The following is a 16,299-nucleotide window of genomic DNA, read 5'->3' as shown; positions in this document are numbered from 1 at the left end:
TTTGTTACAAAATATACGGTTTACTATTTCTTCTCGATAACCTGACCGCCCAGATTCTGATTGTAAACAATATGCTGAACCAGGTTATGAAAATAAACTTCCAAATTGGAATAACGCCCGTTGGGATCTACTGATGTACTTATCTGTGCAGCATCAGCCGGATTATTCGAATCAAGTCCGTAAGCTTCTTCCCAAATATCAGGAATTCCATCGCCATCCGTATCGGGCCAGGCTTTCAACGATTTAACTTCAGGATATCCTTCTGTATCCCCCACCGTATCAATAATTCCAGGACGTGGTTTTTCATCCTTTGAACCAGTCCATGTAGAAGTACCTCCTCTGACCTCTTTCACGATACGTTGATCAATAATATCTCTGCGCAAAGAGGCGCCGGCATATTGCAATACTTTTTCATAGGCTTGCTCGGGTGTATGACTGGTCACCTTACTAAATGGCTGCGGTTCCGCCAATCTCATTGCACGCATTTCTTCTTCTGTAGGATGCAAATCGCGCCAAAATTGACTCCAGATTCCATTCGTCCAGTTATCTGCCGTAACTTCTGCACTGGCAGTCACATAGTTGCCCTCGATATATGCTCTGGCAGTAGGATCACTTGACAGAACTCTCCACGACATACTGCCTGTTCCGGTAGCCGGTCCTGCTTTGTAATAGCAGTTAACAATATTGAACGTTCCATATTTTCCACCATAACAGCCAAATCCAGCTTCACTCCAGTTATAATAGACATTGTTTCGTACATCAAAATATCCGATATGGTCACCGGCTCCTTCGGTTCCGGGTTCCGGCATATCAGAAATTCGGGGAGCACGGCTACTATGATGTGCCATCAGAATATGATGGTAAGAAGCATTATCACCACTAAACATCGCTCCAAACCCATGAGCCCCTTTGGCATGATTGGAATTATTCAAGCTCTCTGTTGACATACACCACTGCGCAGTAAAATTCTGACAACCATAGAAAGACAGAGTTTCATCCACTCCCCAACTGGCAGTAACATGATCGACAATCGCATTCGTGAAATATCTTCCGCCAATCGCATCTTCAGCATAATCCTCGTATTTGTCACCGGGACGGCAACGTAAAAAACGAATAATTGCATTCATTTCTTTGCTGTCTGCCGACAGATTAAAAGAGAAATTATAGTTCTTCAACGTGATACCATCGCCCGGAGCTGTCTGTCCCAAGATACTCACATTAGGATGATCTACTAAAAACAATCCACGCTTCAGTTCTATGATACCCGAAACATCAAAGATGATATTCCGAGGCTGGTCGGACTTCTCGATTCCATAACGCAGACTTCCTTTGACGGGAGTTTCATTTTTGCCATAATCTTCCAGATTAGTAACCCTATAGATTTCACCGCCACGGCCTCCGGTTGTAAAACGTCCACCTCCCTCCGCACCGGGAAAAGCCAAAAGTTGTCCGGCCGATGGGTCGTCACCAATGCTAGTATCAGGTTTACCATACTGAAATATCTCTATCTTCTGTTCCAACACGCTGTTCTTTATGGTCACAGAAGAAGTGCGTGGAAAACGATCTGTATTATCTTGTATTTTCAGTACAATTACATCTTCTGTCGAAGCTTCCTTATCCAAAGTAATCCAAGGATCGGTTGAAGTCATCGTATATTCTATTGCATATTCTTGAGTGACGGGAATAGTTAGTGCCTTACACTTATAAGGAATAATATATTCATCCTGCTCTACTTCCAGAGTCGTTTTGACTCCTTCCTGAACAATCTCCACTGTCTTACTCATAATGTAATCACCTACTGTCTTAAATACGATGTTCCCTCTTCTCTCCGCTGCCACGTTCAATGCAATAGTAAAGTGAACATTATCTGTCACAAAACTACGGCTCTTCTGGGCAGACTGATCAACTTCCTTGATCCAGTCGGTTTGATCGTCAATCTCTATTTTCCATGCCACATTGGATACAACCTGACAAATCAGAGTCGTTCCTAAAAATGGAATCACTTCCTTTGAATAATCCAGCAAAATATCCGGATCAGTACCTAGTTGTTCTACAGAGATTTCCTGTTCAATCGTTGTATTAACATTCGTCAAAGTAACCTTAATCTTACTTTCACGCTTCGCGTCATCTGTGTTTTCAGTGAAAAATAAACGAAGATCACCGTTTCCATTTCCACTTTCTTTCGAAAGAGTCAGCCAGCTACTATTACTTTCTGTGACTTTAGCTGTCCAATCGCCGGTTGCAGTCACATTGATAGTAAAAGAACCTCCTACGTTGGTGAGTTTCACCTCATTCTTTGACACTTCCAAGTTATTAGCTAATGCTGCTTCGTTCTTTTCGTCATCCGAACTACAAGCCCCAAGCAATCCTGCCAATAATATGATTAGAAATGATCTCATATCCTATATAATTTATTCGTTTATACTTTAACTATTATTTAATCCAATGCGGATCACCGATTCCTTTGGTATATACTTCCGAACTCTTGTCCTTAATAGTCAGATCCCTTCCCTCAACATCCGTAAAGAGTGCACTCATTGAAGTTGTTTCAGCCGGAAGTTCATTATCGTTTACTCCCCAAGTATTCATGACGAAACCCTGCGTATGATAATTGTCTGCAAATGTTCTGCCTGTTACATTTCTCAAATTAAACCAAGTACCACTTCCTTCTTCGGATATGCCACTGAACAGATTATTCTTAACTGTCAATGTGAAACTGCTGGTATTCTTCGGCGACAAATCAAAGAATGTCATACCTACAGGTGCCATTCCTATGAACGTACAATTCTCTATGGCTATACTCAAATCACCGGTCATGGAACTCAAACCTGTTATCAATGCTTTAGTCAGATTATTTGCATGGAATGTAGAATTTCTGAACACAATATTGTAAATAGGAGCATCCTGTTTAGTAGACAACCCAAACAATCCGCTGCTACCTGAATTTAAGCCGAAGAAACGGCAATCTTCAATAATAAGGTTATCAACAGTTTGTGCCAGTTTGGCATTTACTTCCTGATACCACATCGTGCGTCCCAAATCATTAATATCACACCCTTTCAGCGAAATCTCTTTCACATGGAAATGTTGATTTTTGAACTTGAAAAAATCCGAGTCTGTCGTTTTTATATTCAGGTTTTCAAAATGAACAGCATCAATTTTGTTATCACCGGTAGATATGCTCATATTACCCATTTCCATATGGGCCAGTTCTTGTCCATTTATCGGTTTCTGTCCTACAATATAGAGACTCTTTCCAAAATCAGTCTGTCTTCCCAACTTATACTCTCCCCCTGCTTTCAAGAACAGCTTCACTTCAGTTACAGTCACATCCGCCATCAACGCTTTGCATATCTGTTCCAGATTCTCTTCCGGATTCACATATCTATATCCATCCGGTATTCTCATCGGGGCTTCCGGATTTATTTCTTCTTCATCCCATCCTTCCGACGCTATCGTCACTTTATAATCCTGAATCATCGGTTCGTCGGCGTTATTAAGAGCAAAAGCCACCTGTGTAGTATCATCGGGCAATATAGGGAATGTACCATCAATAGTTTTCGACTGCACCACATTATTATGCTGATCCAAATAATCAATGCGAATACCTATCTCTTTTCCTATCGTCCGTGTCTCAAACAACACCATATCATCTGTATAATTCACACCACCACTGCTGGTAGCTTTATCGCGGATAATTTCTATCGGCGTTTCTATGAATCTGGCATCTGATACTTTATAACCGGAAATCGGACATGAAAGCACAGCGCGTACCGTTGAATATCTCTTATCCGCTTTTTTATCTGTAGCTTTCAGACGGATCACTCCTGTCCGGTTATACATACGAATACTCAACAGATCATTGAATGGGGAACTGTATTCCACAGGAGCTGAAATAGCATACTTCACTTTTGCAGCCGGGTCTTGCCGAATAACAATATCATTCAAATTACTCGGACAAGGAATCGAATCTGTCTGTGTTGTTGACAAAATCCTATATTTTCCATTAGGTAACTGGAAACGATAATGTGAGGTATAATTAGCAAAATACTCTCCGTTATCTTTATATATAAAAAGAGGTTTGGTTGACAATCCTGTATTCACTGCCCACGGTTCATCATCCAAAAATAGTTCAATTTGATTTACTACTGAAGTCGAATACTTATCATCATCAGAGCAAGCATACGTACCCAGCAGAAGTGCCAATCCCACTAAAGAATAAATTATATTTTTTCTCATAAGACTCCTGTTTTAAAATTCAGATTCTTCTATTGTAAATGGTTGGGGGAACATATCAGTTTTCCTCATGACCAGACTACGAGTCCACGAATTTTGTAAATACGCTTCCTCTAATATAGGCATATAGACTATAGAATGTTTGGACGATTCAAAGGCAATGCCTGTATCAAGCGGACTATTTGTGCGGTTTACTTCTTCTCCGCCTTTCAAATATACCACATCTACCGACGTTCTTAAGTCTGCATTGATTGTTGGAAACGAATAAACAGATGCACTAAAGCCTGCAGCCCGATCCACACTAATCGTTATATCCTGTTGAACACATGCACCGGTCTTTACTTTATAGGCGACACCGACATTCGTAAAAGTGACATTCAACTGGTCAAACCGAGTAATAGCATTGAGTTCATCTGCAGTTTCTCTAGGCTGGAATGTAGCTTGTCCAACCAAACGTTTCAGTTCCAGACTTAGATTACTGACAGAATAGTCTGAGGTCAGATCTACAACATCTGAAATATACACCTGTTTTTGTGCATAGATATCTTGATACACTACTACTTTAGAGAGGCTGTCTACATCGGTCAGATGATCCGCATTTGCTACAGCGAAAGTTTGCAGATTTTCTCCGAGAGGAAGATCTATTTGTAAGTTTCCATCATTTAAAGAAAGATTCTTTCCATATACCATAGAATCTTTCAGATACGCATAAATGCCAATCTCCGTTATGCCTTCTTCGGTAAAGGTTTCAAGACTTGCACGGCTAAAACTAACGCTTACAGGATGCGTTTCGTGCTCACAAGGTAACTCATCAGACTCCCATCCATCCTCCACCTGCTGTGAACAAGAGAAAAAGGTGAGAAATAATAAAAATAAAATTCTTGTTAGATGTCTCATAAATATTAGTTTATACAGTTTAAAGATATACAATATAAAAATACAACCACCTTTTTATGGTCCTTTTCACCCAAAGAACAGGGTCGCTTTTCAAGGAGAATTCATACTCCGGAATAATAAATTCATGTTTCTCATTCTGTTTAGATTTTCATTGTACATTAATGATGTTTTTCGCTAGAGTGAATTCTTTGTTCTTTCACCAGTGCAAAATTGAGGATTAAGCAAGAGAAGATAGAGTAAGATTTAGTAGAAAAGGAGTAAAAAACGGACTAGGGTAAAAAAGTGCCCCTCTGGTATAGCCATGCACAAAAAAGATATGCCCTTCAAATGTTATCATAAAACACCTGAAGGGCATATCATCTAAATTCTCCGCATTGAACGGGGAATTGCTGATTACCTATTTGTTCTGTGCATCGACTATATGTTGCACCAAACTATTCAAATATACCTCAAGATTCGTATATTGTCCATTCGGATCTTTCGTTTTTGTATTTCCATCTACGGGATTATTCGGATCAAGTCCGTTTTTTATTTCCCACTCATCAGGTATGCCATCACCGTCCGAATCTACCGGTGCCGAAAGACCTGCTATTGATAATTCCGGCCAGGGAGAATCGCCTGTGTCTTTGGGGCTATTGATAAATCCGGGTTTATTTCCTTCTCCGGTGAAAGTTGCCGTTCCTTTCCGGGTGTCGGAAATGATACGTTTGTCTACTTCATCACGATAATTACAGCAACCTGCATAGTTCATCACCTGTTCATAAGCCTTGTCAGCCGAATAAGTAGTGATTACTCCAAAATCAAGAGGTTCTTTCAGACGGATAGATTCTTTGGCATCTTCTGTCCAGAGGAAATCTACTTTTTCATCATTCTTCAACTGGGCATAGACTCCGTCCGTCCAGTTATCGGCAGTAACTTTGTTGTTACCTTCTATCTTATTTCCATCAATATAGAAAGTTCCCCATTTCTGCAGGTAAGGTTGAAAAGCCAAGTTCTTTTTGGGTTCTCCATCAACGTAAACATAAGCTTGCGGATAAACTCCGACTTTGGCAATACGATATTGCACCTGTTTAGAAGCCTGTTTTGTTGCCGGTCCCGGTTTATAATAGTTATTGACGATATTGACATGCTGATCTTCCCCGCCATAGCAGCCGTTTCCAGCCCAGTTGTAGAAAACATTATTCCGGATATCAACACATTCGCCAAGAGCTAATGTAGAAGGACGAGGGCCCAGACGAGGCACGCGACTCTCACAGTGAGCGATCAGGTTATGGTGATAAGAAGCTTTATGTCCTCCCCAATTGCCTCCATATCCATGTGCCCCTTTTACATGAGTCGCTTTTCTTAATGCTTCAGAGCCAATACACCATTGTACCGTAGAGTTTTCCATACCATAAACGGAAAGACATTCATCTACACTCCAACTGACAGAGCAATGGTCTACCATAATATCTTTCTTATCACAGCCGCCCAACCCATCGGGTTCTTTCCCACTGGCTTCTCCGGGGCGGAAACGAAGAAAACGGATAATTACATTATTAGAATTAATAGAAAAGCCATAATCAGCCAGACAGATTCCTCCGGGAGAAGTCTGTCCTGCAATGGTGAGATGATCTTTCCCTGTTCGTAATTCCGATTTCAGATGAATCGTACCTGCCACATCAAAGACAATCGTTTTAGGTCCATTTTGTTTCAAAGCCCAACGTAAAGTCCCCTGCGAACCATCGTCTTCCAAAGAAGTCACATGATACACTTTACCACCACGGCCGCCTGTCGTGTATCTACCGTGTCCTTCAGCTCCGGGAAAAGAGATCACTCGATCTTCCCGGACGCCTGTCTCCTGTTTTTCGGGTATGTCATAGGAAAAGGACATCATTCCTCCCGCAACCATTGCCAGCAGACAAACATAAACTAATTTTCTTTTCATTTCCTTATTCACATTATTAGATGATGGAAACAAAAGTAGTGGAAGCTTTTCATTCTGACATTCATTTTTTGACCGATATGGGGGAAAAATCAGTTTTTATGATAAGATTGAACAAATTTTAGATCCCCAGCCGCTCTTTTAATAACCGGTAACCGGAAAGACTTACTTTAAGTTTCACGCCAGTCTTCAATAACAACTGATAAGTTTCTTTTCCAAAAAGCTCGACCCGCGAAATTTGTGTTACGTTGACAATCGTAGAACGATGCACACGCACAAAAGTATCAGGAGACAGATGGGTCTCAAAATATTTCATAGTTTGTTCTTTCAGATATTCTCCGGTAGGGGTTATCAACATTACATAATCTCCACAGGCTTGTATGTAGATCAGTTCGTCTGTCTTTACCAGATGAATGCGGGAACCGTCTTTCACCGTAATGCGATCTATTAATTCTGTCTGTGGTTCTCCTTGTTGTTCGGTCACAGTTAGCTGATGTGCAGCCAATTCTTTATCCAGTTCCTGATTCTGTACTTCTTCTTTAGTTACAATCAGGCGATACCATAAAGTAATGGCAATCAAGGTTGGCAGTCCGAACAATAACCGGAAAGGTATGGTCTGCGCAAAAGGAATATAGGATATGCCTACAATCCTCACCATGATATCACAGATCATAAAACTACCCGCCAGCCATAACAGGCTTCCAACGATTATCATGATTATATCCGTCTGGAACAACGAAACAAGACCGACCACAAACCAGGCCAAATAGGCTATGGCTGCCAGCCAACCAATTGTTGCCACTCCATCTACCAGAGCAGGGAGATAGTCGTTTCCGGTATATCCACAGACTAAAGCCACCTGTGTCGCAACCAGAATCAACGCCAGCACCAGCATCGGAATCCAGCGGAATGGATAATCTATTATCGGATGTGGTTTCATACGCTAGTCTTTAACTTCCAAGCCTCCGAAAGAAAGCGTTCCACGAATGACCAATATATTCTCCTTGTTTACATTCCCATTTTGCCAGCGTTTGTCATCACATCCTCCAAAGAAAGCATTGCATTTGAACACGACTGTCCAATCCGACGGGACATAAATCTCGACTCCTCCCCAACTGCAATCCAAATCAATATAGGTTTCTCCCGGTGCAATATGGGTATGGCGAAGATCAATAGTCGTCCCCCCCGAAAGAGGTACGAATCATGGCTCCTTTAAACAACTCATCAAGTACTACGTGACGTGCAGCTCCCCAGACATTCTCCGAACGCAAAAAGCCATCTACTGATTCCGATTGTTGTTGCTCACTCTCAAAGTTCATGCCGGGTCTACCCTGATGCATCTTCATCCATTGCCGACGATGTTCCATTGTATGCTGACGAGCCCATTGCGCCCTCTTATTTCTGCCGGGTTTGAAGATAAATAAAACACCTGCTATTATCAGAGCGAGGGGCCACACCATTGCCTGTGAATTTTCCGGCAACCAGGAAAGTCCTCCTATCAGAAAATAGACACCCGCCAGAAAAAGGATGATTCCACCGATGAAATGGCGGCGAATCATTGCATATATACCTAATAATATAAGGAGTGAATGCCAGGATACGATCAAATCAAATACTTCTGAAGTTATCCATCCCATATTACGGGCAAACAGTAGAATCCCGGAAAGGATAAAAAGCAAAGCTATCAGTATTTTACCGGAAAAGCCTGTAGCACGGGGAAAATTTTGTTTCTCTTCCATTGTTTCTATTATTAATTGATTAATGGTTCAAAGATATATCATTTCCCTATGCTTCCACAGGCTTTTCAGTTGATTTACGGTATAAATTCCGATGAATGCCGGATAAAAACCGGTGAAAAAATCAATTTATAAATCTCTGATTCGTATATTTGCCGGCCTTTAGAACACAAATAACACCCTTCAAAGCTAATAACTACACCTCGCAACAAACTAAAAAACAAAAAATACGAGGTGAAAAACAAATATTGCACATCACTATATCTTCATTCTCATACTTTTGTAGCGATGAATGAACTCTCATCGGGATTTTTATGAAATATCAAACAACAACCATTAATTAATAAACATGCAAAGAATGTCTAACAAAGTGAAAAACATGCGCTCCTTATTGCTAATACTATTTTCAGCAATATCGCTTAGCGTATCTGCGCAAACGATTACCGTAAAAGGTAACGTGAAAGACACCAGCGGAGAGCCTGTTATTGGGGCCTCTGTTGTAGAAAAAGGTAATACTACCAATGGTACGATTACAGATTTAGATGGTAATTTTTCTATTAAAGTTGATGGCAAAAAAACATTGGTTATTTCATACATAGGTATGAAAACTCAAGAAGTAGCCGTTCAAGGTAGAAAAACAATTAATGTACAAATGGTCGACGACTCGAAAGCTTTGGACGAAGTCGTAGTAATTGGTTACGGTACGGTCAATAAAAGAGATTTAACCGGTTCTGTAGCCTCTGTTAGTGCCAAAGACTTAGCTGCTATACCAGTAGCAAGTGCATCTGAAGCCCTTACCGGTAAACTTGCCGGAGTTAGTGTTACTACTACTGAAGGTTCTCCCGATGCAGATATAAAGATCCGTGTTCGCGGTGGTGGTTCACTATCACAGGATAACTCTCCTTTATATATTGTAGATGGTTTCCCTGTTTCAAGCATTAGTGATATCGCTCCCTCGGAAATTCAAAGCATCGACGTATTGAAAGATGCTTCTTCCACAGCCATTTATGGTGCCCGTGGTGCAAATGGTGTAATCATCATTACTACCAAGAGCGGAAAAGAAGGTAAAACGCAAGTAGACTTCGGTGCTTCTTTCGGTTTTAAACAGGTAACCAAACTGACTGAAGTCTTGAGTCCTTACGATTTCGTTGCTTATCAGCGTGAAATCGGTTCTCTGGATTATGGTAACTTTGCCGATATGGATATCTGGCGTTCTATTGATGGTACCGATTACCAAGACGAGATGTTCGGACGTACTGGAAACCAGCAACAATATAACATTAATGTAAGTGGCGGAACCAAGCAAATGACTTATAGTGTCAGCTATGCCCATAATGAAGAAAAAAGTATCATGCTTAATTCCGGCTTCAAAAAAGACAATGTAAATGCAAAAATTAAATCAGAACTGAATAAATGGATGACACTGGACTTTAACGCCCGGTTAAGTTACTCTACCATTGACGGTTTAGGTGGTGGTGCTGATACCAATGAATCCAATGCTGCCAATTCAACTGTGGCTAATGCTACCGTATTCCGTCCGGTTGATTCACTTAAATACAGTGATGACGACGAAGAAAACAGTTCGGCACAACAGAAATCTCCATTGGAACGTCTGCTTGCAACAGATAAAACCCGCAATACTTTCAACCAGAACTACAATGTAGGTTTAAACTGGAAACCATTCAAGAACTGGACATTCCGTTCCGAATTCGGATATGGATGGAAGTTTGACGATACAGAACAGTATTGGGGAGTAGATGCAGTATCTAATTCTAAATATGGATATAACGGTCAGCCACAAGCCTACCTATTGAGAGAAAAGACGATGAGCTGGCGTAATGCCAACACATTGACCTATGATAACAAAAAACTGTTCAAAGGTCGTGATAAACTCAATGTATTGATCGGACATGAAGTAAGCAGCAGCCAAAGGAAATCAATAGAAAATGTATCTGTAGCTTTCCCTGTTACTATGAATTTCGATGATATGAAAGCAAATATGGGTTCGGGCAAAGCTTTAGCCAACCAATCTACCATTGCTGCAAAAGAAAACATATTATCATTCTTTGGTCGTGTGAACTATACTATGATGGATAAATACTTGCTTGCTGTTACAGTACGTGCAGACGGTTCGAGCAAGTTCGGTTCCGGAAATCGTTGGGGTGTTTTCCCGTCAGCAGCTTTGGCATGGCGTATCTCTGACGAGGCTTTCATGAGTAACACTCAAGACTGGCTGTCAGCTTTGAAACTACGTTTAAGCTTCGGTACTGCCGGTAACAACCGTATCAATTCCGGTTTGCTTTCCACCACTTACTCTTTGGGAGGTAATGATGCACGCAATCCTTTCTTCAACGGAGAAAGCACTACCATGTTGGAACATGGAACGAACTTATACAACCCCGATTTGAAGTGGGAAACAACAGTTACCCGTAACATCGGTATTGACTATGGATTCTGGAACAATCGTATCTCCGGTGCTATCGACTTTTACTGGAATACAACCAGAGACTTATTGATGCGTACTGAAATTCCTTCTCTCTCTGGATATAACTATCAGTACAAGAACTTCGGACAGACATCCAATAAAGGTGTAGAATTGTCTGTTAGTGCTGTTTTATTTGATAAAAAGAATTTCTCTTTGAACTTCAATGCCAACATTGCTTACAACCGCAACCGCATTGATAAACTGAATACAGACTCTCCCTGGCAAAGTAGTAACTGGTCAGGTAGTACAATGGCCAAATACGAAGACTTCCGCGTAGAGAAAGGCGGACGTTTGGGTGAAGTTTGGGGATATAAGACAAACGGTTATTATACCGTATATGATCCTGTCACCAACCCTACCGGCGAACTGGTTTGGGCAGGTAGCGAATGGGGATTAAAAGACGGAATGCAAGATAACAGTCCTACTATCACCGGTGGTAAATACTATCCGGGTGGTTTGAAACTGGAATGTGATAAAGATGGTAACCCTCTCAAACAACGTTTGGGTAACACTATCGCTCCTACAACCGGTGGTTTTGGATTCGATGGTCGCGTAGGTAATTTCGACTTCAATGTATTCTTCAACTACTCTCTCGGAAATGTAATTATCAATGGAACAAAACTGGCAGCTTCTTTCCGTTCAGGTTCAAGAACCGGTTATAACTTAAACAATGATTTCAGATTGTCTAACCGTTACACATGGATTGATCCGGAAACTGGTTTGAACCTGTCGTCCAGCTCTACAGATGTCCTCAATGCCTATGGAGACATGACAACAGCAGGATTACGTCTGAATGAAATAAACGCTAACGCCAATATGTACAATCCGGCCAGCGCTACTACCATGCAGCTGACTGATTATGCAGTAGAAAAAGCCTCATTCCTGCGTTTGAATAACATCACTATCGGATACTCTCTTCCGAAAACAATTGTAAGGAGAGCGTTTATGCAGAATGTGAGAATCTATCTGACAGGATATAACCTGTTCTGTTGGACTAACTACAGCGGAGCAGACCCTGAAGTCGATACAAGCAGTAAGAAAAATGCGATGACTCCAGGTATAGATTACGCCGCTTATCCTAAGAGCCGCACATTTGTGGGTGGTATTAACGTTACATTCTAATTAAAACATTAAACAGATTGATCGTATGAAAATATATAAGACATTATTCCTGGGGCTGGGGTTAATTGCCCTGTCTTCCTGTTCGGACTTCCTGAATCAGACCTCACCGTCTGAATTGGATAATGAATCAACTTTTAATAATGCCTATTATACAGAATTGGCACTTAATAAAGTTTACGGCAGCCTGACGCAAGACCAGACTTATTCTAACTTCCTGCCTATCATTGCTGGAACCAATACCGACTGTGAACTGATTGACGGTTTGGGTACGGATGCAAGTAACACGTCCAGCGAACGTGGTAATATGAACTACAACGCTAATCCGGGATGGTCACAACTTTCCAAAGTATGGGATGCCATGTACGGAGTAATCGAGAATGCGAATCTGGTAGTAGATGGTATAAACAATAGCCAACTGATACAACAAGCAGGAGCAACCCGTACCAGCATGATGAGATTCCGTGCAGAAGCGATGACATTGCGTGCGATGATTTATTTCGATCTGATCCGCTTGTTCGGTGATATTCCTTTCAAAACAGAATCTTCCAACAGCGACCTGTCTAATGTTTACATTGGAAAGGCAGACCGTGACGATATCATGGATGAATTGATAATCGAACTTGAGGAAGCTATCGGATATTTACCTTGGGCTGGTGAAGACGGTTATACAACCGAACATGTAAGCAAAGGCTATGCTCACGCTCTCTTGGCTAACATTGCAATGACACGTGCCGGATATGCTATCCGCGAACAAGCTAAAGACGGATATATCACCGGAGATAACAGTGACGCTACTTATCCTACTCAACGTTGCAGCGATACCAAACGTAGAGAACTATTCGAATTGGCCGAAAAACATCTGGCAGCTGTTGTCAGTTCAGGAAAACATAAACTGAATCCTTCTGTAGAAGAATACTGGCGTTTAATAAATATCGGACAACTAGATCAGACTTATCAAGAAAACCTGTTCGAGATTCCAATGGGACTGAACAAAAGTGGTGAGCTGGGATATACTATCGGATATCGTATAAACGGTGCCAGTTCCCTATTCGGTCCGAAAGGTAACTCATCCGGTAAGTTGAAACTGACTGCTCCTTATTATCTGTCATTTGGCGAAGGAGATATCCGCCGCGATCTGACTTGTGCTATTTCACAACTTTCTACAGACAAAAACACCAAAGTATTTAAAGAATATATGTTAGGAAATGCTCCTTTCGGTCTTTATTGTGGAAAATGGGATTATCGTAAGATGATGGAAAACTCTGAATGGTACGCAGCTGTATTGGCCAGCGATCAGAAAGTTTGTTCCGGTATCAACGTAGTGAAAATGCGTTATCCGCAAGTATTGCTGATGTATGCCGAAGTTGTGAACGAACTTTATGGTAAGGGTGCAACAGCCGAAGGTTGTACATTAACAGCCACAGCAGCCCTGAAAGAAGTACACGACCGTGCTTTCACCGATGCAACCAAACGTGATGTTGCATGGACTGCTCTAATGGGAAAAGACTTCTTCGATGCAATTGTTGACGAAAATGCATGGGAACTGGCAGGAGAAGGTGTTCGTAAGTTCGATCTAATCCGTTGGAACCTGTTGAGCGAAAAAATAGACGAGTTCAAAAACGAATATACAAATGCAGTGTATAATGGTACATATCCACAGTATGTGAACTATAAATATCGCACGGACAATCCGATGTATATCGATATGACTTCTCTCGTATTTGGAGCTAAAGTAGGTGGAGAATATGAAAACAAGAGCTTCTTCGGTGCTGAAACCAGTGACAAGGAGCAAAAGAATCTGAAAGTAAACTTGCCTAGTATTTCTGGCGGATTGAACAAGGCTGTGAAGAATCGTTATTTATTGCCGATAGCTTCTACAACCATCTCTACCTCAAACGGTAAATTACATAACTCTTATGGTTATTCGGATTAATCTTAAAATCGTAAAATGATGAAGAATATAAAAAATATATTGGGAATGGGAGCTTTCATGCTCCTGGCCTCTTTGGCTGTATCTTCGTGTACAGAGAAAAGTGATTGGGATATTGACTCTTCCTATAGCCGTCCTTTCGGAACTGATGAAAACGGAATCAGTGTAGAAACAGACAGTAAAGTAGCCAGAGCGGTAGTAACTTGGAGCTCAACATCCAATACCGACTATTACATTATCGAGATTAGTCCTAACGAGATGACTGACGAGACTCCAATGGGATCAGAAGAAAATGGAAATATCGTTTATGGAAATGATCCTGCCAACCGGATCAAGCAGTCACCTTACACAATGGATAATCTGGCGGTAAATACGACTTATTATATGCGTATCAAGTCTATTTCCGGAGAGAAGGAATCTCGTTGGGTAAATTATAAAAAGACTTTTGCTTCAGTTAAGGAAGAAGCTATCCTGAATATTCCAACTACTGAAGACTTACCTGAAGGTCAAGGAAAAGTACGCATGTCATGGGAAGCCGGATTAGCAGTCGATCATTTCGAAATCATGGAAACGGGTGCCACAGAAGCAACTTCACGTGTTATTTCGTCAACAGAAGCTGCCGCAGGTGAAGCATGGGTTGAAAATTTGAAGTCGTTCACTGAATACACGATTACTATTTATAATGGAAATAATCCGCGTGGTTCACAGACTGTTACCATCCCTGGTTTGGAAATCGAATCTACCATCAGTGATATAACAGCAAATTCAGCTGTATTCTCATGGGAAGAAACGGTGGATGTAGATGAATATGCTTGTGTTCTTTCTACCGAAGGAGTACCTGAATCAGGAACCCAATTATCACCAGCAGATATTGCTGCACATAAGGTAACAATCACAGGTTTGGCTTCCAGTACGGAATATACGGCTTATGCTTTCGCAAACGGCTCTATATGTTCTCGTATCACCTTTACAACTAAGAAAGGTAAACCGACGGGTTATACTGAAATGACATGGGAAGATGCCCTTGCCAACTGGGATAATCTTTCAGGAAAAGTATTAATCAATGTTTCCGGAACAGAAGGATTTGCACAAGAAAAAGAAAGCATTGCTGCTGGCGTGACTCACCTTATTTTCTGGGGTGACAGTCAAGACGGACAGGTTAATATGACTATTAAAAAGGGCGTAGGTGCCAGCGGAATATGTGATAAAGTAGAATTCCATAATCTGAATATTACCGATGAAGGAAATACAACCCTTATTTATCAAAACGGTGCTTCAGGTTGCATCAAAGAAATAGAAGTTACCTCGTGTACAATTACCAATATCCGTGGTATCGTTCGTATGAATGCAAGTACAAGTAATGCTATGTCTGTTACTATTGACGACTGTATCATCAAAGGATTGGGAAGAGCAGCAACATCCAATCATTATGGATTACTTCTTTCTGACAAGGTAACATTAACAACTCTCAATTTAGTGGTTTCCAACACTTCTATTATTGTATCCAAGGGAGCTTCTGCGTCTCAATTCATAAGACACAAGTCAGGACAAACCGGTACAATAACAATCAAGGATTGTACATTCTATGATATGTCAGCAAGTGATGCTTTCTGCAGAGATACAAAAGACATGACAATGACTATATCAAACACCCTGTTTGCCAAAGGTGGAGTTAAACCTTTCTACAACACAAGTTCCGTAGCTACAACTCTAAACGTAAACGGCTTGTATAAGGCTTCTGACTTTGCATTTGGTGCTACCGACTGGGGAAAAGACTATACTAGTCTTCCTCTGACTTCCGATCAGCTGTTCCCTAATGGCTCAAGTGAAGATTTGACTTTTGGAGCAGATGTTCCTGAAGAATACAGAGTCGGTGACCAACGTTGGAACAAATAACTAAATAAAACTACAAGGTTTTCCGTCAAGTCTGGAATTTGCATTTACTTGACGGAGAATCTTCTCTAAAAAG

The 16,299-nt window shown here is 41.1% G+C and carries 8 protein-coding genes and 1 pseudogene; 3 read left to right on the top strand and 6 right to left on the bottom strand.

Annotation, left to right across the window (positions count from 1 at the left end; all coding sequences use genetic code 11):
- Positions 1–23 precede the first annotated feature (23 nt).
- The 6 genes and pseudogenes from ACT8YW_RS03415 to ACT8YW_RS03390 form a co-directional block, all read right to left on the bottom strand.
- Positions 24–2,399 (bottom strand): BACON domain-containing protein, encoded by a 2,376-nt coding sequence (locus ACT8YW_RS03415; protein ID WP_444104021.1) that lies wholly within the window; start codon positions 2,397–2,399, stop codon positions 24–26.
- A 34-nt stretch (positions 2,400–2,433) separates the two neighbouring features.
- Positions 2,434–4,239 (bottom strand): DUF5123 domain-containing protein, encoded by a 1,806-nt coding sequence (locus ACT8YW_RS03410; RefSeq protein WP_444104020.1) that lies wholly within the window; start codon positions 4,237–4,239, stop codon positions 2,434–2,436.
- A 12-nt stretch (positions 4,240–4,251) separates the two neighbouring features.
- Positions 4,252–5,133, bottom strand: a complete 882-nt coding sequence (locus ACT8YW_RS03405; RefSeq protein WP_004309419.1) for a hypothetical protein — start codon at positions 5,131–5,133, stop codon at positions 4,252–4,254.
- Positions 5,134–5,530: 397 nt separating this feature from the next.
- Positions 5,531–7,060, bottom strand: coding sequence for a pectate lyase (locus tag ACT8YW_RS03400; RefSeq protein WP_444104019.1), 1,530 nt, complete (start codon positions 7,058–7,060; stop codon positions 5,531–5,533).
- A 118-nt stretch (positions 7,061–7,178) separates the two neighbouring features.
- Positions 7,179–7,997, bottom strand: coding sequence for a LytTR family DNA-binding domain-containing protein (locus tag ACT8YW_RS03395; RefSeq protein WP_004305288.1), 819 nt, complete (start codon positions 7,995–7,997; stop codon positions 7,179–7,181).
- Positions 7,998–8,000: 3 nt separating this feature from the next.
- Positions 8,001–8,796, bottom strand: a pseudogene (locus ACT8YW_RS03390) (LiaF transmembrane domain-containing protein).
- A 346-nt stretch (positions 8,797–9,142) separates the two neighbouring features.
- Here ACT8YW_RS03390 and ACT8YW_RS03385 point away from each other — a divergent pair.
- Genes ACT8YW_RS03385 through ACT8YW_RS03375 form a run of 3 tightly spaced genes read left to right on the top strand, consistent with a single transcriptional unit; the run spans position 9,143 to position 16,226 of the window.
- A complete protein-coding gene (locus tag ACT8YW_RS03385; protein WP_444104018.1) occupies positions 9,143–12,400 on the top strand; it encodes a SusC/RagA family TonB-linked outer membrane protein in 3,258 nt (1,085 codons plus the stop codon).
- 25 nt (positions 12,401–12,425) lie between these two features.
- Positions 12,426–14,333 carry a RagB/SusD family nutrient uptake outer membrane protein gene (locus ACT8YW_RS03380; protein ID WP_444104017.1) on the top strand — a complete coding sequence of 636 codons (1,908 nt, stop codon included), beginning with the start codon at positions 12,426–12,428 and terminating at the stop codon, positions 14,331–14,333.
- A gap of 15 nt (positions 14,334–14,348) precedes the next feature.
- Positions 14,349–16,226, top strand: a complete 1,878-nt coding sequence (locus tag ACT8YW_RS03375; RefSeq protein ID WP_444104016.1) for a DUF5123 domain-containing protein — start codon at positions 14,349–14,351, stop codon at positions 16,224–16,226.
- Positions 16,227–16,299: the final 73 nt, after the last annotated feature.

Origin of the sequence: Bacteroides sp. (assembly GCF_052357945.1) — a bacterium.
Taxonomy (GTDB): domain Bacteria; phylum Bacteroidota; class Bacteroidia; order Bacteroidales; family Bacteroidaceae; genus Bacteroides.
Note: the sequence above shows the minus strand (reverse complement) of the source record. Positions and strands in the feature narration are given on the sequence as shown.